The sequence below is a fragment of the Methylobacterium sp. E-065 genome (genome assembly GCF_022829605.1).
GTDB lineage: Bacteria > Pseudomonadota > Alphaproteobacteria > Rhizobiales > Beijerinckiaceae > Methylobacterium.
Genome location: NZ_JAKSYD010000253.1, coordinates 112750 through 133549, shown reverse-complemented (window position 1 = coordinate 133549; position 20800 = coordinate 112750). Strand labels below are relative to the sequence as shown.

Sequence of the window (20800 nt, the reverse complement as noted above, 5' to 3'; positions counted from 1 at the left end):
CGACATCGACCTTCCGGAGACCCTGCGATGACCGCACTGGCCAAGATCGTCCACACCACCCCCGAGATCGAGGCGGAGCCCGATCTGACCGATGGCTTCCACCTCGTCATCGACGCGCTCAAGCTCAACGGCATCGAGACGATCTACGGCGTGCCGGGCATTCCGATCACCGATCTCGGCCGCATGGCGCAGGCCGAGGGGATGCGGGTGATCTCGTTCCGCCACGAGCAGCATGCCGGCAATGCCGCGGCGATCGCGGGCTTCCTCACCCAGAAACCCGGCATTTGCCTCACCGTCTCGGCCCCGGGCTTCCTGAACGGCCTGACCGCTCTGGCCAACGCCACCACCAACTGCTTCCCGATGATCCTGATCTCGGGCTCCTCCGAGCGCGAGATCGTCGACCTGCAGCAGGGCGACTACGAGGAGATGGACCAGCTCGCGATCGCCAAGCCCCTGTGCAAGGCGGCGTTCCGGGTGCTGCACGCGGCCGATATCGGCATCGGCGTCGCCCGCGCGATCCGCGCCGCCTGCTCGGGCCGGCCGGGCGGCGTCTATCTCGACCTGCCCGCCAAGCTGTTTTCCCAGGTGATGGACGCCGAGGCTGGCCAGAAGTCGCTGGTCAAGGTGATCGATCCGGCGCCCGCCCAGCTTCCCGCCCCCGAGGCGATCGCCCGGGCGCTGGACGTCCTGAAATCCGCCAAGCGGCCGCTGATCGTGCTCGGCAAGGGCGCCGCCTACGCCCAGGCCGACGACGCCATCCGCGCCCTCGTCGAGACCAGCGGCATCCCCTACGTGCCGATGAGCATGGCCAAGGGCCTCCTGCCCGACACCCACCCGCTCTCGGCCGGTGCCGCGCGCTCCACGGCGCTGAAGGATTCGGACGTGGTGCTGCTGATCGGCGCCCGGCTGAACTGGCTGCTGTCGCACGGCAAGGGCAAGAGCTGGGGCGAGCCAGGCTCGACCAAGTTCATCCAGATCGACATCGAGCCCCGCGAGATGGATTCGAACGTCGAGATCGTGGCCCCGGTGGTCGGCGACATCGCCTCCTGCGTGCAGGCGCTGCTCGACGGCATGGGCAAGGGCTGGCAGCAGCCCCCGTCCGACTGGATCGAGACGCTCAAGAGCAAGCGTGAAGCGAACATCGCCAAGATGGCGCCGAAGCTCATGAGCAACGCCGCGCCGATGAACTTCCACGCCGCGCTCGGGGCGCTGCGGACTATCGTCAAGGAGCGGCCGGACGCGATCCTGGTGAACGAGGGCGCCAACACCCTCGACCTCGCCCGGGGCATCATCGACATGTACCAGCCGCGCAAGCGCCTGGATGTCGGCACCTGGGGCATCATGGGCATCGGCATGGGCTTCGCCGTCGCGGCCGCCGTCGAGACCGGCAAGCCGGTCCTCTGCGTGGAGGGTGACAGCGCCTTCGGCTTCTCCGGCATGGAGGTCGAGACGATCTGCCGGTACGGGCTGCCGATCTGCATCGTGGTGTTCAACAACAACGGCATCTACCGCGGCACCGACACCGACCCGACCGGCCGCGATCCGGCCACGACGGTGTTCGTGCCGGATTCCCGCTACGACCGGATGATGGAGGCCTTCGGCGGCGTCGGCTACCACGTCACCACGCCGGACGAGCTGACCCGGGCGGTCAACGAGGCGATGAATTCGGGCCGGCCGGCCCTGGTCAACGCGGTGATCGACCCGGCCGCCGGCAGCGAGAGCGGCAATATCGGCAGCCTCAACCCGCAGAGCGGCATCAAGAAGAAGAAGTGAGGGCGGCGGGCGCCCTCAACGTGCACTCCTGACGTCGTCACCCCGGCCGGATCGCTCAGCGGTCCGGCCGTTTTCAATATGGACCACCGTATCCGCGCGCCGTCCCTCCCCGCTCTGCGGGGGAGGGTGGGCCGTCAGGCCGGGTCGGGAGAGGGGAGCCCGGCTTCCGGACAGGGTGGAAGCCTTCATGAAGGTCGGTGCGCTGTTCTGCACCGTCGCTCCCCCCTTGCGGGACTACGTCCCGACCCGACCCCCTTCGGGGGCCACCCTCCCCCGCCGAGGGGGAGGGAGAGATGCGGATGCCATCGCTCCCATCCCGACAGCATCGAACCCAATCAGAGCGAGCGATGTCCTGAGATGATCGATCCCGACCTCGCCGGCCGCCTGGACTTCCGCCACCGCCTGCCCACCCAGCAGCCCCTCGCCCCAGGCCGGCATGACCTCGGCCTGTTTGCCGAGCGAGACGCGGTGCTGGTGGTCCCTGCAGGTCTCGATCCGCGCCGGCCCTGCCCCCTGATGGTGGTGTTCCACGGCGGCGGCGGCAGCGCCGAACGGATCCTGCCGATGCTGGAGCGGCACGCCCACGCCGAGAAATTCCTGCTCCTCGCACCGCAATCGCTGTTCCCGACCTGGGACATCGTCATCGCCGGCCACGGGCCGGACCGCGAGCGGGTCGCAACGGCGCTCGGCTACGTGGCGGACCGCTTTCTGCTCGACCCGCAGCACCTCTGCTTCGCCGGCCATTCCGACGGCGGCAGCTACACCCTCTCCCTGGGGCTCGCGAACGGTGACGTGGCGAGCCACCTGATCGTCTCGTCCGCGGGCTTCCTGTCGGCGCACCTGCAAGTCGGCGCGCCAAGAATCTTCCTGTCGCACGGCACGCAGGATGAGCAGATCCCCATCGACCGCAGCGCCCGGGTCCACGTTCCGGCTCTGCGCGAGGCCGGCTACCCGGTCTCCTTTGTCGAGTATGACGGTCCGCACGCCCACCAGCCGGCCGTGGTGGCGCAGGCAGTCGCGTTCTTCCTGGACGATACATCCGACGCCCGTTGAGGCTCAGGCCAGCGCGGCCCGGGCCTGCGTGCGGAGCGGTTCCTCGGGCGCATCGGCCTCGGACAGGAGGGCCGGGATCAGGTCCGTCTGCGAGACGATCCCGACCAGCCGGCCGTCGGCATCGACCACGGGCAGGTGGTGGAGCCCCGCCTCCGACATCCGCGGCACCAGGGCGGCGATGGGTGTATCGGGAGCGACCGGCTCGACCGCACTCATGATGTCGGCGGCGCAGCCATGGGGCGCCCTGCCCCGCTCGGCGGTCAGACGCAGGCGGCGGCCGAGTCCGAGCCGCGGCCCGGCCCGGTCCCAGGCGGCCTTGTCGAGAAGATCGGTCTGCGTGACGATTCCCAGCACCCGTGCGCGCTCGTCGGTGACCGGCAGCGCCTTGATCCGGTGGCGACGCAACAGCCGCATGGCTTCGTCCAGCGACGCATCCGGCGCCACCGCGATCACATCGCGCGACATGATCGCCGCGCAGGCGATCGGCCCCGAGCGGCGGCCGTAGACCCGCATCTGCACCCGCCGCAGGATCTGCTCCAAGTCGCCGCGATCGACATCGAGCAGCTGGTCGAAATCCTCCAGCGCAGCGTCGAGATCCGAGGCCCGGAACCCCACGCGGGCGTCGGAGGGCGGATCGGAGGTCCGCGGGCCGGCCGGGCGCAGGTGCGGGTAGGTGCGCCCGGTCAGGTTGTTGAACAGCAGGGCGGTCGCGAGAAGAATCAGCGAATTGGCCGCCACCGGCCAGAGCACGAAGCCGTAGCCCAGCGCGTGGATCGCGGGACCGCCGAGGACCGCCGTCAGCGCCACGGCGCCGCTCGGCGGATGCAGGCAGCGCAGGAGCATCATCAGAGCGATCGCTACCCCGATGGCACAGGCCGCAGCCACGAACGGATCGGCGATCCAGGCCGCCGCCGTGACGCCGACCAGAGCAGCGATTAGATTGCCGCCGAGGATCGACCAGGGCTGGGCCAGGGGACTCGCCGGCACGGCGAAGAGGAGCACCGCCGAGGCGCCCATCGGGGCGATCAGGATCGGCAACGCCTCGGCCGGGGCGGATGCCCGGCAGACGAGGCCGGTCGCCAGGATGCCCACCAGGGCGCCCGCGGCAGAGCGCAGGCGCTCGCGCTTGCTGACCGGGGTCAGCTCCGGCAGGAAACGACTGAGGAACGCACGCATCGGGTCCGAGGCTCACACATGGACAGGACGGCGCCGCGGCGACGCCGTCCTGTCTCAGGATCGCAGAAGGTGTCCGGTCCCTATCAGACCGCGCGGGCCTCGTGCATGGCCCGGATCTGCTCCTGCGTGTAGCCCAGGTCCGCCAGAACCTCGTCGGTATGCTCGCCGAGCAGGGGCGAAGCCTTCACCTCGACCTTCATGTCGGAGAACTTGATCGGGCTTCCGACGGTCAGATACGTGCCGAGCTTCGGATGCGCGACCTCGACCACGGTGCCGCTCTCGCGCAGGGACTTATCCTCGGCGATCTCCTTCATCGACAGGACCGGCGCGCAGGGGATGTCGTAGGTGCGCAGGATGTCCACCGCCTCGAACTTGGTCTTGTCGGCGAGCCATTCCTCGATCGTCTTGAAGATGTCGAAGATCTTGTCCTGGCGGGCCCGCGGGGTGTTGTAGGCGGGATCGGAGATCCACTCCTCCTTGCCGAGCACCTTGCAGATCGGCGCCCAGGCGTGGCCCTGGATCGTGAAGTAGATGTAGGCGTTCGGGTCGGTCTCCCAGCCCTTGCACTTCAGAACCCAACCCGGCTGACCGCCGCCGCCGGCATTGCCGCCACGCGGCACCACGTCGGAGAACTCCCCGTGGGGGTATTGGGGGTACTCCTCGAGGTAGCCCAGCGCGTCGAGGCGCTGCTGGTCGCGCAGCTTCACCCGGCAGAGATTGATCACCGAGTCCTGCATCGACACGGCGACCTTCTGGCCGGTGCCGGTCTTGTTCTTCTGGTGAAGGGCCGTGAGGATGCCGATGGCCAGATGCATACCGGTGTTCGAGTCACCGAGTGCGGCGGCGCTGACGGTGGGCGGCCCGTCCCAGAAGCCCGTGGTCGAGGCGGCACCGCCCGCGCACTGGGCCACGTTCTCGTAAACCTTCAGGTCTTCATAGTGGTGGCCGTCCGAGAAGCCCTTCACCGAGGCGAGGATCATGCCCGGGTTCAGCTCCTGGATTCGGGCCCAGGAGAAGCCCATCCGGTCGAGCGCGCCGGGGCCGAAATTCTCGACCATGACGTCGGAATCCTGGATCAGCTTCTCGAGGACTTCCTTGCCGGCCCGGGTCTTGGTGTCGAGGGTGAGCGAGCGCTTGTTGGAGTTCAGCATTGTGAAGTAGAGCGCGTCGGCGTCCTCGACGTGGCGCAGCTGCGTGCGGGTCACGTCACCGGAGCCGGGGCGCTCGACCTTAATTACGTCGGCACCGAACCAGGCGAGGAGCTGCGTGCAGGCCGGCCCGGCCTGAACGTGCGTGAAATCGATGATCTTGATGCCTTCCAGCGGCTTGCTCATGGGGCGTCCTCCCTTGGAATGTTGGGCGTTCGGGTGAAGGCGATGCGCGGCGGGCCCGGTCAGGCCGGCACGGTGGCTTCGAGCTCGGCCACGCGCTGGCGCAGCCGCTTTTCTTCCGTCCAGCGCTCGGTCTCGTCGCGGATCACCGCCACGATCCCGGTCACCCGGTCGGCGGCGTCCCGCACCATCCCCACCGTGAAGGCGATGGAGAGCTGGCTTCCGTCCTTGCAGATGGCCGGCACCCTCAGGGTCTCTGCCCCGTAGCGGGTGGTGCCGGTCCGCATCGTCTTGGCGTAGCCGTCCCAGTGGCGACGGCGGTGCCGTTCGGGCGTGATCAGGTCTAGCGTCTGGCCGAGCGCCTCTGCGGCGGAATAGCCGAAGATCCGCTCGGCGGCCGGGTTCCAGACGGTAATCAAACCCTCCGGATCGGCCACGACCACGGCGTCGCCGATGGCCGCGACGAGATTGGCAAGCTCGGATCCTGACCCTGTCGTCGTGCTGGCCGCCCCGTGCGGGATCGGTTGCAGCGGGGGATGCGTCATGGGCGGCCTTTCTCTCCGGACTTGGAGCTAAAGTTCCGGCTTACCGGTGCAGCGCCAGCGTTTAACCGCTCCGAACCGTTGGTATTTGGTATGCCAAATGTGGAATGGCGTCAACGACCCGCCAAGAGCTGCACTTTCATTCCGACCCGTTCTGTATCCCGGGGAATGCGCGCGATGGGGCCGGAAGCGGGGTCGGTTCGGCCTATCGTGTTCTCAGATTTGCCGCTTTCGGCGCGCAGGAGCGCCGCAGCCGACAGCTCGGACCGGCGGTTCGGCACCCCGCCCTGGAGTTCATCCGGTGATCCGCTTCGAGAAAGTCAGCAAGGTCTACCGCACGGACGGTCACAAGCGGACCATCCTCGAACAGGCCTCGTTCACCCTGAAGCCAGGCATTTCTTACGGGATCCTCGGCATCAACGGCGCCGGCAAATCGACCACGATGCGGCTGATCGCCGGGACGGAAGATGCCACCCGGGGCAAGATCTATCGCGGGCTGCGGGTCTCCTGGCCGCTGGGCTTCGCGGGCGGCTTCCACCCGAAGATGACCGGCCGCGACAACGTGATTTTTGTCGCCCGAATCTACGGCGAGGACCCGCGAAAGGTACTGGATTTCGTCGAGGACTTCTCAGAACTCGGCAGCTACCTCGACGTGCCGATCTACACCTACTCGTCCGGCATGGGCGCGCGCCTCGCCTTCGGCATGAGCATGGCAATCCCGTTCGATTGCTACCTGATCGACGAGATCACCTCCGTGGGCGACGCGCGCTTCTCGAAGCGCTGCGACGAGGTCTTCTCCCAGCGCCGCAAGAACGCCGACATCATCATGGTCTCCCACTCCATGGAGACGATCCGGCAATGGTGCTCGCAGGGCCTCGTGCTGCTCAACGGCCGCGCGATCATCTACGAGGACGTGAACGACGCCATCGAGGTCTACCGGCGCCTCAACGCGTGACGCGACGCCGTCCGCGGCTGGCGGACATGCTTTTGCCGTGACCGCGTGAGAGACGATCCGGACGCGTGTGCCGCTGTGCGGCCGGGTGCTTCCGGACGGATCGACCGTCAGGGCCGGGGAGGCCAGGAATCAAGCCATGAATATGGAGATCCGGAAAGCCGAGGGGCAGCCGGTCACGACCGCGGAGCGCCAGCAGGCGATCACCGAGTCGCTGCGGCAGATCGCGCGGATGTCGCGCTTCGCCGATCGCAAGAAGGGCATCCGCTCCTACCAGAGCCACGTCAAGAACGATCCCTGGATCCCGATCCTGTTCGTGGTCTGCTTCGTGCTGCCGACGCTGGCCGGGGCCATCTACTACGGGTTGATTGCCTCAGACCGGTATGTGACCGAAGCGCGATTCGCGATCCGGCCGGCCATCGGAACAGCTGACAAGGCGGCTCCGGATTCGGTCGGAACCAGCGCCGGCGTTCCGAGCCAGATGGTCGCGCAGGACACGCTGATCACCAAGGAATACATCGTCAGCCGGCCGATGCTGGAATCGCTCGAGGCGCAGCTTCCGCTGCGCGAGTGGTTCGGCAGCGACAGCATCGATTACGTCTCGCGTTTCGACCCGAGCAAGCCGATCGAGAAATTCATCCGCTACTGGAAGCGGCGCGTCGACATCGACATCGAGCCCAATTCCGGGATCATGGCGGTCACCGTCGAGGCGTTCAACCCGGATCATTCCCTCGCCATCGCCAAGGCCGTCATGAAGGAGGCCGAGCGGATGGTGAACGACCTCAGCGTGAAGGCGCGCGAGGATGCGGTGGCGGAGAGCACCCGCGAGTTGAAGCTCGCCGAGGAGCGAATGACCAAGATCCGCCTCGCGATGCGCGACCTGCGCAACCGCGAAGGCGTGCTTGACGCCCAGAAGTCGAACGAAATCAATTTGAAGATGATCGCCGAGCTGCGCTCTGCGCGGATCAACCTTGCGGTCCAGCTTGCCATCGGCCAACGGGATCTCGGTCCCGAATCACGCCGCATCATCGACATCAAGCAGCAGATCAAGGATCTCGACGAGAACATCGCACGGATCGAGCGGCAATCCGCCAGCCAGGATCCGGAGCAGAAGCGCCTTCTCTCGGACGCGCTGACGCGGTTCGAGGCCCTCGAGAACGATCGCAAGAACGCCGAGAAGTACTATCAGCAGGTGCTGACGGCCTACGAGCGCTCCCGGATGATCGCAGCCCGCCAGATCGAGTTCTTCAGCCCGATCGTGGAGCCGGTGCGGGCCGAATCCTCGACCGAGCCCCGGCGTCTCCTGATGATCAGCCTCGTCACGGCGGGCGCGGCGGTGCTGTTCGCCGCCTCCATGTTCGCGCGGAAGATGATGGCCTGAAGGTTATCGTTTGAGCCACACCGACTGGGCCAGAAAAAGCTCCGGACGTCCGGTCGGAATGATTCTCGACGACGATGATCCAATCCATCCGATCCCATTCTAAAGGACCGGAGCGCAGCGGAAGCCTCCAAGGCGCACTCCAGAAGGGTGTGTGATATCTGGAGCCCCCATCCAGGCCCGCGTCGGGGTCACCTCAGGTGAGGGGTATGGGTTGGACGAAGTGTGCGGGATTGGCCACTCAGTTAGCCCTCCCAAGAACGCCCCGAGAAGTCTGTCAGGGCTGAGCGCAGCCGCGGCCGCTTCTCAATGGTCTCGCGTAGCGAAGAGAGGCGCGGATCTGCCTCCGCACGCGGCGCCATCGCATTTGCTCGCGCATTTGCGACCGAAACCAAGCCGCCTGTTCTTCAATGAAGGCGGCCTCTTCAGGATCGTCCGGGTAGCGACCCATGATATCGTTTGCTAGCCGCTCGATCTCGGCGCGCGGGATCGACGCCGGCAGGATGAAGCCCCAGAGGATCATCAAAGCGATTGCACAGGCAGGGGGCGAGAGCGCGAGCGCGATGAGCAACCAAGCCGTAATCGAGGTTGGCGCTTCGGCCATCGGCATATCCGTAAACAGGGAACCGATTGATCATAATCAGAACCACTGATTCGTTAAGATAGGAATCAGAACTTTCAGTTCCTCTAAACCCGCCGTCCTACCTCCGATGAAGGCTCCGGAGGTGAGGCGTGGATCTCAGACAGGCATTCGGAACCAACGTGCGCCAGCATCGCCGGGCTGTCGGCATGACCCAGGAGCATCTGGCCGAGCGCGTCGAGGTTTCCATCGAGACGATCGGGAAGATCGAGCGCGGTGTTGCGGCACCGTCCTTCGACACGGTCGAGCGGATCGCTTCGGCGCTCCAGATCTCACCGCTCGCCCTGTTCGGCGCGGGCGGCGGCGCTTTGCCGAACGGTGACCGGGGCCGATTGATCGCACACATCCAGGCGATCCTCGCCGACATGAACGAGGATCAGATGGCCCGGGCGGCGAAGATGCTCGACGCCTTCATGGGGCGCTAAGCGAACGGCCGCTCGGCTGGTCCTGTCGCGATAGTCGGCAGAGATGTGAAAGCTCCGCCGAGATGGATCCAGGCCCCCCTTTGCCGAGCGCATGCAGCGCCAGCGGAATGCGATCTGGGATCCAGCACAAGACGTCGCGCAGCGTCGATCTGGATCATTCTGAGCCGCTAGCGCGGCGCTCTTTGTGCTGAATTCCGGATCAGGTTCCGCTTCGCTGCACCTGTCAGGGACAGGCGCTTCATAAGCCCAAGGCGCCGACAACGCGCGGCGCGCCCGGCCGACCCGCCTCCGAGATGTCGACTGCGGCTCTCCGATCAACCCGGAATCGCTTCAGCGGCCGGCGCCCGCCGGCCCGACCGTGCCACCGGTCCAGCCCTGCGCGCGCCAGCCCTCGGCGCGCTCGTCGAGATCGATCGAGCCCGCCTGAGCGAGGATGCCCAGTACGCCGTCGGCCCGTGTCTCGTCGGCCCGGACGGTCACCAGCGTCCCGCCGCGACGCACGCCCTCGGCGTAGGTCTCGGCCTCGCCCTCGCTCAGTCCCGCCCCGGTGAGCCCCCCGATCAGCCCGCCGGCGGCGGCACCAACGCCCGCGGCCGTTACGGTCGCCACAAGCCAGCCCGCCGCCACCACCGGCCCGAGGCCAGGAATGGCGAGGAGCCCGAGGCCGGCGAGCAGGCCCGCACCACCCCCCAGCACCGTTCCGACCGTTGCGCCGGTGCCGGCTGAATCGACCGCCTCGTCCGGTTCGTGTGCCTTATCGATCGGCGACAGCGCGGCAGCCTCGGGGTCGGTCCGGTTCGAGATGATGCTGATGTCGCCATGGGCGATACCGGCGGCCTCGAGCTGATCCACCGCCCGGGCGGCAGCCTCGTAATCGTCGAACAGGGCGGTCAGCGCGCGTGCAGCCATCGGAATCTCCCGGATCGGTGGCGACGCTGCGGGCGGGATACGGCGGGGCCGATGCCGGGCGGGTGCGTTCACCGACCGGTCAAGCGGCAGAGGCGCGCCCGGTTCCCGACCCCGGCCGGTCTCGTCTTAACGGGCCGCTAACCATCCACCCGGCAGATCTTGCCGGGTTCGCTGCGGGGAACGCGTCCAGGCAGGCGGCGACGGGTGGGATCGATGGCGGACACGGCGAGCGCGCCGACACGGATGGGCCCGGCGGCGCTGCTTGGACAGTTCGCGCTGCCGACCCGCGGCGACATGCAGGCCCTGTCGAAGCGCTCGGACCTCATGTTCGCCACCGGCGTGCTGGGGATCCTCGCGGTCCTGATCTTCCCGCTCCCCGCGATGCTGCTCGATCTGCTGCTGGCGGTCTCGATCATCATCTCGGTACTGATCATGATGACCGGGCTGTCGATCGACAACCCGCTGGAATTCACCGTCTTCCCGACGCTGCTGCTCATCGCCACGATGCTGCGGCTCGCGCTGAACCTCGCCTCGACCCGCCTGATTCTCGGCCACGGCCACGAGGGCACGGCGGCGGCCGGCCACGTGATCGAGGCCTTCGGGCACTTCGTGATGGGCGGCAACTTCGTGATCGGGATCATCGTGTTCGCGATCCTGATCATCGTGAACTTCGTGGTGATCACGAAGGGTTCGGGCCGCATCGCCGAAGTCGCTGCGCGCTTCACCCTCGACGCGATGCCCGGCAAGCAGATGGCGATCGACGCCGACCTCTCGGCGGGGCTGATCGACGAGAAGGCCGCCAAAGCCCGGCGCTCGGCGCTCGAAGAGGAATCGTCCTTCTTCGGCGCCATGGACGGCGCCTCGAAATTCGTGCGCGGCGATGCCGTGGCGGCGCTGCTGATCACCTTCATCAACGTGGTCGGCGGCATCATCATCGGCGTGGCGCAGCAGGGCCTGAGCTTCGGCGACGCCGCCAAGAGCTACACGCTGCTCACCATCGGCGACGGCCTGGCGAGCCAGGTGCCGGCCCTGATCGTCTCCACGGCCGCCGGCCTGCTGGTTTCCAAGGCGGGCGTGAAGGGCGCGGCCGACAAGGCCTTGGGCAAGCAGCTCGCCCATTATCCGAAGGCGCTCGGCATGTCGGCGGCGGTGATGCTGCTGATCGCGCTCCTGCCCGGGATGCCGATGCTGCCATTCCTGCTGCTGGGCGGCGGCGCCGGCTATGCCGCGTGGCGGATCAACAAGACCGCCAAGGAGGCACCACCGCTGGATGCTGAGGGTGCGCCGATCGACGCGAAGGCGGTGGCGGCCGCGAAGGAGGAGACCGTCACCGATCTGCTCAAGCTCGACGACCTGAAGCTCGAGATGGGTTACGCGCTGCTCGCCCTCGTGAACGGCGAGGGCCAGGACCGGCTCACCGACCAGATCAAAGCGCTGCGCCGCCAGCTCGCAGCCGAACTGGGCTTCGTGATGCCCTCCGTACGAATCCTCGACAACGTCCAGCTCGACGCCAACACCTACGTGGTGCGGGTAAAGGAGATCGAGGCCGGCACCGGCCGGATTTTCCCCGGCCAGTTCATGGCGATGGATCCGATGGGCGGGCAGGTCCAGCTACCGGGCCAGCACATGCTGGAGCCGACCTTCGGCCTGCCGGCGACCTGGATCGACGCAGCGCTGCGTGATCAGGCACAACTCAAGGGCTACACGGTCGTGGACGCCGCCACCGTGGTCTCGACGCACCTCACCGAGTTGATCAAGGCACACGTCTCCGAGCTTCTGAACCACGTCGAGGTCTCCAAGCTGCTGCGCGAGCTGTCGAAGGATCACACCGACCTGCTCAAGGAGATCGTGCCGTCGCAGATCTCCACGACCGGCATTCAGCGGGTGCTGCAGTTCCTCCTGGCCGAGCGCGTCTCGATCCGCGATCTCGGGGCGATCGTGGAGGCGGTCGCCGAGGTTGCGGGCGGCGTGAAGAACCCCCGCGACGTGGTCGAGCATGTCCGTGCCCGGCTCGGGCGCCAGATCTGCGCCCAGTATCAGGATCAGAACGGCGCGTTGCCGATCATCACTTTGTCGCCGGCCTGGGAGCAGGCCTTCTTGGAATCGATCGTCGGCGAGCGAGAGGAGCGCTACCTCGCGATGCAGCCCTCGAAGCTCAGCGAATTCGTGACGGCGGTGCGCGACCGCTTCGAGGCGGCGGCGCGGCAGGGCGAGATGCCCGTGCTGGTGACCTCGGCGCAGACCCGGCCGTTCGTGCGTTCGATCATCGAGCGCTTCCGCCGGGAGACCCCGGTGATGAGCCAGGCCGAGATCCACCCGCGCGCACGGCTGCGGACGGTGAGTTCGATCTGAGGGCGACACCGCCGCCGATGACCGAGCACGATGGCCCACTCTACCATGCAGGCGGGGGTCGAGAGCGTTGGAGGCTAGGCGCGCCGCAGCGGTGCGTTTGAGTCGAACCCCGTTCTGGGCGTCCTCATCCCTCAACCTATCCTTGTCCCGCACGGGCTACGATGTTCACACATCGCTGGCCGCGGGGTTCTCTCCTCCCCCTTGCGGGGAGGCGTTGGAGGTGGGGGTCGTGCAGATGGCACTGCTGCATCTCATCCCGAACCACCCCCACCCCTGGCCCATGCCCGCACGGGCAAGAGGAAAGGCGCTCGGCTCTCAGGGCGATGGCGCCGGAGGGAGATCTGTGAACTCGGTAGCCCAGACGAGAGACGGGACCCGTGCCACGTCTTGCGGCGATCACCAGCCCACGCTGCGCAGATCAGCAAGCCACTTCGGGAGCGGAGCTACGTCCGCTTGCCCGCCTCAGATCGCTTTCTGCTTCAGTTCCCGCTCGAGCTCATGGGGATTGAGCCCCGGGGCCACGACCGGCGGATCCGGCACCACAGTCGCCTTCGGCCCGTGCGCCGCGGAGCCGATCGCCGCCGCCAGCCTGGACCGCTCGAACGCGATCACCACGACCACGGAGATCAGCGCCGGGATCCAGAAGTAGAAGATCCGGAAGATGATCACCGCCGCGATGATCGCATCCTTCTGCGCCTCGTCGGTGATGTGCATCGCGGTGATGAACACGATCTCGAACACGCCGAGACCGCCCGGGGCATGCGAGGCGAGCGCGACCGAGAACGACGCCAGGAAGATCGCCAGCACCGGGATGAAACCCGGATTCATCGCGTCGGGAAGCGCGAAGTAGATGATGCCCGCCGCGCCCAGCAGCTCCAGCGGCGCCGCCAGGAGCTGGCGGCCCATGATGCCGGGCCGCGGATATTCCAGCTTGAACGAGCGGATGTGCAGCGGGCGCAGGCGCAGGATCGATCCGATCACGTACAGGCCGACGAAGGCCAGCATGCCAATGCCGACGATCAGTGCGGCCTTCGGATCGGTGAGGAAGCCCGGCAGCTTGCCGTCGAGCCGCGATAGCAGGTGCGGATCGACGACCAGCGTGAAGCCGCCGAGCAGGATCGTGCCCAGGAAGAAGGTGAAGGAGCAGAGCGCCACCAGCACGGCGACCTGCGCCGCGGTCAGGCCCTTGGCGGTGTAGGCCCGATAGCGCACCAGGGCGCCCGAGAAGACCGAAGCGCCAATATTGTGCGACAGCGCGTAGGTCGTGAACGAGCAGAGCGAGACGAACAACAACGAGATGTGGCGGACGCCCAAATGCAGCAGTGCGATTCGGTCGTACCAAGCGAGCGCCGCGTAGGCGACCAGCGTCGAGAGCGCCGCGAGTAGGATCCGATGCGGCAGGATCGCCAGGATTGCGGCCCAGATCGCCGACAGCGAGGTCGACTTCAATTCCTGATAGAGAAAATAGCCCGATATCACGACGGCGGCGAGGCCGATCAGTGGCCAGATGAACTCGCTAATCTTCTTCATGAACACCGACGCCCCGGGGGTAACCCCTGATGCGCCGTCACGCGGCGCCCTGCAAGCGGCGTGACGCCACCAAGGGGCCCCCTTGTCAGCTGATCATGACGGTTTCGTGCCACGCACCGGCTCGGGGGCCGATCGCATCAGCCGCGGGCGCGGTTGAGTCCGATCCCGTCCATCGCGGCCTGGTCACGGACCAGTTCTGCGGCCCGCTCGGCAGTACGTTCGCGGTCGTTGAGGATCTCGACCTTCTTCAGCTCCTCGAAGGCCTCGCCAAGCTCCGCTTTGGCCTCTGCGAGCTGGCCCTCCAGGGCCTGGGCGGACTGGCGCATGTTGTCCCGGCGGGTGGCCGCCGCGCGGGCGTAGGTCGGGTAGGCGAAGTGGCCCACATCGGTGATGCCGGCGCGGGCCTCCTCGACGGCGACCTCGCGGTCGAGTTCCACCGCCATGCGCTGGAAGTCGGCCATCATCATCTCGATCTGGGTCACACGCCGGCGCTTCTCATCGACCTGGAAGCGGCGCAGGCGGATCAGCGTGTCACGCGATTTCATCAGGACGCTCACTCCACGCAACGCTCAAGGCCGTGCCGAGGATCGCGCCTGGCCCGTGCCCCTAGGCCCCGCCGACGATCTGACCGAGCCGTGCGTAACCATCGCCGATGGACGTTGCTTCTTCCTTACCCTGCCCAAGAAAAGCCTCAAGATGAGGCATGAGCGCCACGGCCTCGTCGACCTCCTGGGATGAGCCGGCGCGGTAGGCACCGAGCCGGATTAGCTCCTCCATATCGGCATAGGTCGAGAGCACCCGGCGCGCCCGCCGCACCACCGGCAGGTAGGCCGGATCGCAGGATCGCGGCATGGTCCGCGAGACCGAGCGCAGCACGTTGATCGCCGGGTAGCGGCCCCGCTCGGCGATGGCCCGCTCCATCACGATGTGACCGTCGAGGATGCCGCGCACCGCATCGGCCACCGGCTCGTTGTGGTCGTCACCCTCGACCAGCACCGTAAAGAGCGCCGAGATCGTCCCCTGCCCCACCCCGGGCCCGGCCCGCTCCAGCAGGCGCGGCAATTCGGAAAAGACGGTCGGTGTGTAGCCCTTGGCGGTGGGCGGCTCGCCGGCCGCGAGGCCGATGTCACGCTGAGCCATGGCGAAGCGCGTGATCGAATCGATCATGCACAGCACCTTGGCGCCCTGATCGCGAAAATGCTCCGCCACCGAGAGGGTCACGTAGGCCGCGTTGCGGCGCATGAGGGCCGGTTCGTCGGAGGTCGCCACCACGACGACCGAGCGCGCGAGGCCGGCGGCACCCAGATCGTCCTGGAGGAACTCCTGCACCTCCCGGCCGCGCTCGCCCACGAGCCCGATCACCGCCACGTCGGCCGCCGTGTAGCGGGCGAGCATCGAGAGCAGCACCGACTTGCCGACGCCGGACCCCGCGAAGATGCCCATCCGCTGGCCGGCGCACATGGTCAGGAAGGTGTTGATGCAGCGGACGCCGAGATCCAGCGGGCCGCCGACCCGGGTCCGGGCATGGGCGGGCGGCGGATCGGCCCGCAGACTATAGATGTCCGGTCCCTGCGGCAGGGGCCCGAGCCCGTCGACCGGTCGCCCCAGGGCGTCGACCACGCGCCCGAGCCAAGCGCCCGAGGGGCGGATCGCCCCCGCGGCCTCGTCGCGCACGAAGGCCGGGCAGCCGCGGCGGACGCCCTCCAGGGACCCGAACGGCATGGCCAGCGCCCGGTCGCCCTGGAAGCCGATGATCTCGCAGGGGACCAGCCCGTGGCCGTTCGCGCCCTCGACGTCGATCCGCCCGCCGAGCCGCATCGCCGCCACGGGGCCGGCGACTTCCACCAACAGGCCCCGGATCGCCACGACCCGGCCGAACGTCTCCAGCACCTCCACGCGCTCCAGCGCGGCCTGCGCCGCTGCGAGGGAGGAGACGGATCTTGCCGAATCCTGTGTCATGAGCCGCGCTCTCAACGCTTCGTTTACCGGGCTCCTTAACACTGCGACCCACGAGCACGCAGCGGTTCGGTCCGGCAGAGGTTCACGGCCAAGCTCGATGAAATCGGGCGCTGTGTCCGGTGAACCACAGCTCGGACCGTAGCGTTTCGTGAGAAGTACTTAGACCGCCGGGGCGGACGCCCCGGTCGCAAGTGAAGCGGAATTACGGTCCCAGACGGGGTCGGGGGAGCCTTCTTTCTCCGGTCACGCTCGCAGATTGGCGAACGTAGCGCTTGCGGTCGGGAATCAGGTTTTGTTAACGATTAATCCATAGCGTCCCACGTCAAGAGCGACGAGGCGCCCGTCCACAGGCCGGTGGCGGGCGAACGACGGGACGTGTCTACGCGCTGATGCGGCCGGCGGGGCTGGGGACCGACGATGCGGGTACTTCTGATCGAGGACGACAGCGCGACTGCGCAGAGCATCGAGTTGATGCTCAAGTCCGAGAACTTCAACACCTACACCACCGATCTCGGTGAGGAGGGTATCGATCTCGGCAAGCTGTACGATTACGACATCATCCTCCTCGATCTGAACCTGCCCGACATGTCGGGCTACGAGGTGCTGCGCAACCTTCGGGTGGCGAAGGTGAAGACGCCGATCCTGATCCTCTCCGGCATGGCCGGCATCGAGGACAAGGTGAAGGGTCTCGGCTTCGGGGCGGACGATTACCTCACCAAGCCGTTCCACAAGGACGAGCTTGTGGCGCGGATCCACGCCATCGTGCGCCGCTCGAAGGGCCATGCCCAGTCGGTCATCACCACCGGTGATCTGATCGTGAATCTCGATCAGAAGACCGTCGAGGTCGGCGGCGCCCGGGTGCACCTGACCGGCAAGGAGTACCAGATGTTGGAACTCCTCTCGCTGCGGAAGGGCACGACGCTCACCAAGGAGATGTTCCTGAACCATCTCTACGGCGGCATGGACGAGCCGGAGCTGAAGATCATCGACGTCTTCATCTGCAAGCTGTGCAAGAAGCTCGCCAACGCCAGCTCGGGCAAGAACTACATCGAGACCGTCTGGGGCCGCGGTTACGTGCTGCGCGAGCCGATGGACAGCGAAGAGCGCATGGCGGTCTGATCCGCCAAGAGATCCGCTTCCGAAAAACCCCGTGCGGTCCGGCCGCGCGGGGTTTTCGCGTTCTCGATGGGCGCGCGGCTCCGAAACTTCAGCGCGCTTTCGAAAAGACCTGCGCGGCCGGCGCGATCACCACGTAGCTGCCGCACGGCGCGGCCCGACTGATCACCGCGCTGGCGACGCCCCAGACGTAGAGGCCACGCCGGTCCTGGGCGACCACCGGCCCACCGGAATCGCCGAAGCAGACCCGGGCGCCCCGAGCCTGCGCGATGGTCAACCCGGTGCTGCTGGCGGCCAGCGGCGTCAGCGTTGCCGTGCGCAGGCGCCCGACGCTGTTCCCGGACAGGCCGGCACCGGCGATCCGTAGGGTCTTCGGAACCCGCCCGGCATCGGCCGCCAGCGCGATCGGACGGTGGCCGCGCACCGGCTCCGTGAGGCGCAGCACCGCCAGATCCAGGGAGAGGTCGGCGAGGCTCACGTTGGGGGCCGCGTTCGGCAGCATCTCCCCCGGATCGGGGCTGTAGCGGGCTGCGACCCGCGCGCCGTAGACGGGCTGCGCCGGCTCGGTGCCGCGGAAGAAGACGACCAGCGCGCCGAGCGGATCACCGTTCACGCAATGCGCCGCCGTGAGCACGAGGTCCGGCGCGATGAGGACGCCGGTGCAACGGGTGAGCTTCAGCGCCTCCTCGGGCTGCGTGATCGTGCCGATGGCGACGGTGGCCTGCGCCAGGGCGTCCCGCCCGGCCGGCGCGCCGCCCTGGATCGCTGCGGCCGGCCCGGCGAAGCTAAGCCCGAGCGCGAACGCCGATCCGGCGCGGGCGAGGCGCCACCCAAGGGTTCCGAAGATGGTCACGTGCGGATCCCTTTTTCCGGCGAACGGTCCTGCCTGACAGATGCCGCCCGCACGCTCCGGGGCAAGCGGGCGCGAGGACGCGGCCGAAACGTCAGCGCGCCACCGTCCACGTGGTCGTGCCGTCCTTGTTGTCCTTGACGGCCACGCCCATCGCGGTCAGCGCGTCGCGCGCCCGGTCGGAAGCCGCCCAATCCTTGGCAGCCCGGGCCGCGCGTCGTTCGGCGATCAGTGCGTCGATCGCCGCGACATCGACGCCGGAGGCGGCGACCGCATCCTGCTCCCGGTCGCTGCGGGTGCGTGCGAGGAGGCCGAACAGGTTCGCGCCAGCCCGCAGCGCGGCGGACTGCCCCTCCGAGCCGAGCCGGTGCAGCTCGTTGATCGCCGCCGGCGTGTTGAGGTCGTCACACAGGGCCTCGACGACCGCGTCGGGGATATCGCGCGCCACTGGCGCATCCCCGGCGACGTTGTACCAGCGGTCGAGCACCCGGCTCGATTCCTCGAGCCCGCGCAACGTCCAGTCGATCGGCTGACGGTAGTGCGTCTTCAGCATGGTGAGCCGCACCACCTCGCCGGGCCAGTCCTTCAGCACATCGCGGATGGTGACGAAGTTGCCGAGCGACTTCGACATCTTCTCCCCCTCTACCTGGAGGAAGCCGTTGTGCAGCCAGACGTTGGCCATGACGGGCGTGTCGAAGCAGCAGCGCGATTGCGCCACCTCGTTCTCGTGGTGCGGGAAGATCAGGTCGATCCCGCCCGCGTGGATGTCGAAGGTCTGACCCAGATGCTTGGCCGACATGGCGGAGCACTCGATATGCCAACCCGGACGCCCCGGCTCGGGGATCCCGGCCGGCGACGGCCAGGACGGCTCGCCTGGCTTCGAGGGCTTCCACAGCACGAAGTCGAGGGGCGAGCGTTTGTATGGCGCGACCTCGACCCGGGCACCGGCCTCCATCTCGTCGAGGGGGCGCTTCGACAGACCGCCGTACTCCGGCATCGACGGCACATCGAACAGGACATGGCCCGCAGCCACGTAGGCGTGGCCGGAGCGGACCAGCGCCTCGATCATCGCCACCATCTCGGCAATGTGATCGGTGGCGCGAGGCTCGATGAAGCGGGGGCGCTCGCCGGCCACGTTCACATCGTCCGGCATCAGTACGCCGAGGTCGCGCACGTCGCGGTGGAACTGCGCCAGCGTCCCATCGGTGAGTTCGCGGATGGTGATGCCGCGCTCGGCCGCCCGGGCGTTGATCTTGTCGTCCACGTCCGTGACGTTGCGCGCGTAGGTCACGTGCGCGGCGCCGTAAAGGTGGCGCAGCATCCGGAACAGCAGGTCGAACACGATGATCGGCCGGGCGTTGCCGATATGGGCGGCGTCGTAGACCGTCGGGCCGCACGCATAGATGCGGACATGCTCCGGATCGATCGGCGCGAAGCTCTCCTTGGCGCCGGTCAGCGTGTTGTAGAGCCGCAACATCAGCGCCATGAATCCCACCCTCCTCCCGGCGCGATCGCCGACGAAAACGAGCCTGCCTTCAGAGGCCTACGGGGCGCACGCGGCCAAGAAGGGCCGAAACGTGGCGCGGCGACCGGTGCCGCCACGGCATCCTGTTGCATCGCCGCGACGGCGCGGCTCGCGCGATGGGGCTAACGCAAAAGCGTGAGGAATTCGAGCAGGCGCTCGCATCGTGCGGGTAAGGCTTCCTTAACCGCGGCGTCGGACCGTCCGGGCAACGAACCTCACGCCGCAGTTCCTGTGCTCAAGGACCCTCGATGCGTCGCTCGGCAAACGGTATCCTCGCCCTCGTCACGGCCTTCGCCACCGCAGGTCTTGCGCATGCCGCGCTGGCCGGCAGCGACGGCGAGACGCCCGTGAAGGCGCCGAGCCACGTCGAGAAGACATTCCTCATCCCGTTGAGCGACGGCTACGGCGTCGGCGACTGCCTGACGACGCCCGGGAGCAGCTGCGGCCAAGTCGTCGCCAACGCGTGGTGCGAGGCTCAGGGATACGCGGCAGCCAATTCCTACGGGATCGCCGCCGCCGACGAGTATACGGGCGCCATCAGCCAGCCCATCTCGACCCCGCTGGAGCGGCCGATCCGGATCACCTGCCAGGACTGACAGTCGAAGACCGGCCGCGGGGCCTACCCTACTTCATGGCGTCCGCGCATTTCGGTGCCGGCTCCGTGCCCCAGGGGGCGAGCGGTACCGCCGAGCTCGAGTTCTTCGGCGAGCCCTGGATCACCTTGTCGGAATAGACCATATAGATCAGCGTGTTGCGCCGCGTGTCGCAGCCGCGCACGATCTGCATCGACTTGAAGATCAGCGAGCGGCGCTCGCTGAACACCACCTCGCCCTGGCTCAGCTTGCCCTTGAAGGCGACCGGGCCGGTCTGGCGACAGGCCAACGAGATGTCCGAGACATCCTCGGCCAGACCCAGCGTGCCCTTGATCCCGCCCTTCTCGGGCTGCGTGTACCAGCAGGCGACACCCGCCACCGCCGGGTCGTCAATGCCGTAGACGACCAATTTGTCGTTCGGCGTGAGCGGCCGCCAGACCGTCGATTTGTCGAAAATCCGGTCCGGCTCCTGAGCGGCCGCGGGGCCCGCTGCCGCCATCCCCAGCGCCAGAACGCCAACATAGGTGAGACTCCGAAACCACATCACCGGCCAATTCCCCCTCAAGCTTGCCGATGGGATGTAGGGGGGGTGTTGCCGTCCTGCGAGGGGGCGTAGGATCGCGTTGCTTCGGCCCCGAAGCGCGGATGCGCCCCGCCCGGCCTTTTCGGAGCGCAGCGTACCCGGCCAACGCGATG

19 protein-coding genes are annotated in these 20800 nt (G+C 67.6%); 8 read left to right on the top strand and 11 right to left on the bottom strand.

The window, feature by feature from the left end; genetic code table 11:
- Window positions 1-27: 27 nt before the first annotated feature.
- Window positions 28-1773, top strand: coding sequence for an oxalyl-CoA decarboxylase (gene oxc / locus MKK84_RS29245; protein WP_243925622.1), 1746 nt, complete (start codon window positions 28-30; stop codon window positions 1771-1773).
- Between the two features lie 357 nt (window positions 1774-2130).
- On the top strand, window positions 2131-2826 hold the full coding sequence (locus MKK84_RS29240; RefSeq protein ID WP_243925621.1) for an alpha/beta hydrolase: 696 nt from the start codon (window positions 2131-2133) through the stop codon (window positions 2824-2826).
- Window positions 2827-2829: 3 nt separating this feature from the next.
- On the opposite strand, the gene MKK84_RS29235 is transcribed toward MKK84_RS29240, so the two are convergent.
- From MKK84_RS29235 to MKK84_RS29225, 3 genes are all read right to left on the bottom strand, one after another.
- Window positions 2830-4002 carry an HPP family protein gene (locus MKK84_RS29235; RefSeq protein WP_243925620.1) on the bottom strand — a complete coding sequence of 391 codons (1173 nt, stop codon included), beginning with the start codon at window positions 4000-4002 and terminating at the stop codon, window positions 2830-2832.
- 83 nt (window positions 4003-4085) lie between these two features.
- Window positions 4086-5336, bottom strand: coding sequence for a formyl-CoA transferase (gene frc / locus MKK84_RS29230; RefSeq protein ID WP_243925619.1), 1251 nt, complete (start codon window positions 5334-5336; stop codon window positions 4086-4088).
- 59 nt (window positions 5337-5395) lie between these two features.
- Window positions 5396-5878 (bottom strand): PAS domain-containing protein, encoded by a 483-nt coding sequence (locus tag MKK84_RS29225; RefSeq protein ID WP_243925618.1) that lies wholly within the window; start codon window positions 5876-5878, stop codon window positions 5396-5398.
- A gap of 298 nt (window positions 5879-6176) precedes the next feature.
- Between MKK84_RS29225 and MKK84_RS29220 the strand changes: the two genes are divergently transcribed.
- Window positions 6177-6830, top strand: coding sequence for an ABC transporter ATP-binding protein (locus MKK84_RS29220; RefSeq protein ID WP_243925617.1), 654 nt, complete (start codon window positions 6177-6179; stop codon window positions 6828-6830).
- Between the two features lie 136 nt (window positions 6831-6966).
- Complete coding sequence (locus MKK84_RS29215; protein ID WP_243925616.1) at window positions 6967-8208, top strand: capsule biosynthesis protein; 1242 nt, start codon at window positions 6967-6969, stop codon at window positions 8206-8208.
- Window positions 8209-8482: 274 nt separating this feature from the next.
- Here the strand turns inward: MKK84_RS29215 and MKK84_RS29210 are convergent, their stop codons facing one another.
- Window positions 8483-8809, bottom strand: coding sequence for a hypothetical protein (locus tag MKK84_RS29210; RefSeq protein WP_243925615.1), 327 nt, complete (start codon window positions 8807-8809; stop codon window positions 8483-8485).
- Between the two features lie 128 nt (window positions 8810-8937).
- Between MKK84_RS29210 and MKK84_RS29205 the strand changes: the two genes are divergently transcribed.
- Window positions 8938-9270 (top strand): helix-turn-helix domain-containing protein, encoded by a 333-nt coding sequence (locus tag MKK84_RS29205; RefSeq protein ID WP_243925614.1) that lies wholly within the window; start codon window positions 8938-8940, stop codon window positions 9268-9270.
- A 330-nt stretch (window positions 9271-9600) separates the two neighbouring features.
- Here MKK84_RS29205 and MKK84_RS29200 read toward each other — a convergent pair whose 3' ends face one another.
- Entirely contained in the window at window positions 9601-10179 is a 579-nt protein-coding gene (locus tag MKK84_RS29200; RefSeq protein WP_243925613.1) for a hypothetical protein, read from the bottom strand.
- Between the two features lie 213 nt (window positions 10180-10392).
- Here MKK84_RS29200 and flhA point away from each other — a divergent pair, with 213 nt between their 5' ends.
- Window positions 10393-12531: a flagellar biosynthesis protein FlhA gene (gene flhA, locus MKK84_RS29195; protein WP_243925612.1), complete on the top strand. Its 2139-nt coding sequence runs from the start codon at window positions 10393-10395 to the stop codon at window positions 12529-12531.
- Between the two features lie 462 nt (window positions 12532-12993).
- Here flhA and MKK84_RS29190 read toward each other — a convergent pair whose 3' ends face one another.
- The 3 genes from MKK84_RS29190 to fliI form a co-directional block, all read right to left on the bottom strand.
- Window positions 12994-14061 carry a lysylphosphatidylglycerol synthase domain-containing protein gene (locus MKK84_RS29190; RefSeq protein WP_243925611.1) on the bottom strand — a complete coding sequence of 356 codons (1068 nt, stop codon included), beginning with the start codon at window positions 14059-14061 and terminating at the stop codon, window positions 12994-12996.
- Window positions 14062-14198: 137 nt separating this feature from the next.
- Window positions 14199-14606 (bottom strand): flagellar export protein FliJ, encoded by a 408-nt coding sequence (gene fliJ, locus MKK84_RS29185; protein WP_243925610.1) that lies wholly within the window; start codon window positions 14604-14606, stop codon window positions 14199-14201.
- Between the two features lie 61 nt (window positions 14607-14667).
- Window positions 14668-16020: a flagellar protein export ATPase FliI gene (gene fliI / locus MKK84_RS29180; RefSeq protein ID WP_243925609.1), complete on the bottom strand. Its 1353-nt coding sequence runs from the start codon at window positions 16018-16020 to the stop codon at window positions 14668-14670.
- Window positions 16021-16437: 417 nt separating this feature from the next.
- Here fliI and ctrA point away from each other — a divergent pair, with 417 nt between their 5' ends.
- A complete protein-coding gene (ctrA, locus tag MKK84_RS29175) occupies window positions 16438-17139 on the top strand; it encodes a response regulator transcription factor CtrA (RefSeq protein ID WP_243925608.1) in 702 nt (233 codons plus the stop codon).
- A gap of 88 nt (window positions 17140-17227) precedes the next feature.
- Here ctrA and MKK84_RS29170 read toward each other — a convergent pair whose 3' ends face one another.
- Window positions 17228-17989 carry a trypsin-like serine protease gene (locus MKK84_RS29170; RefSeq protein WP_243925607.1) on the bottom strand — a complete coding sequence of 254 codons (762 nt, stop codon included), beginning with the start codon at window positions 17987-17989 and terminating at the stop codon, window positions 17228-17230.
- 91 nt (window positions 17990-18080) lie between these two features.
- Window positions 18081-19472 (bottom strand): cysteine--tRNA ligase, encoded by a 1392-nt coding sequence (gene cysS / locus MKK84_RS29165; protein WP_243925606.1) that lies wholly within the window; start codon window positions 19470-19472, stop codon window positions 18081-18083.
- Between the two features lie 287 nt (window positions 19473-19759).
- On the opposite strand from cysS, the gene MKK84_RS29160 reads away from it, so the two are divergent.
- Window positions 19760-20107 (top strand): hypothetical protein, encoded by a 348-nt coding sequence (locus tag MKK84_RS29160; RefSeq protein WP_243925605.1) that lies wholly within the window; start codon window positions 19760-19762, stop codon window positions 20105-20107.
- Window positions 20108-20135: 28 nt separating this feature from the next.
- On the opposite strand, the gene MKK84_RS29155 is transcribed toward MKK84_RS29160, so the two are convergent.
- Window positions 20136-20648, bottom strand: coding sequence for a CreA family protein (locus MKK84_RS29155; protein ID WP_243925604.1), 513 nt, complete (start codon window positions 20646-20648; stop codon window positions 20136-20138).
- Window positions 20649-20800 lie beyond the last annotated feature (152 nt).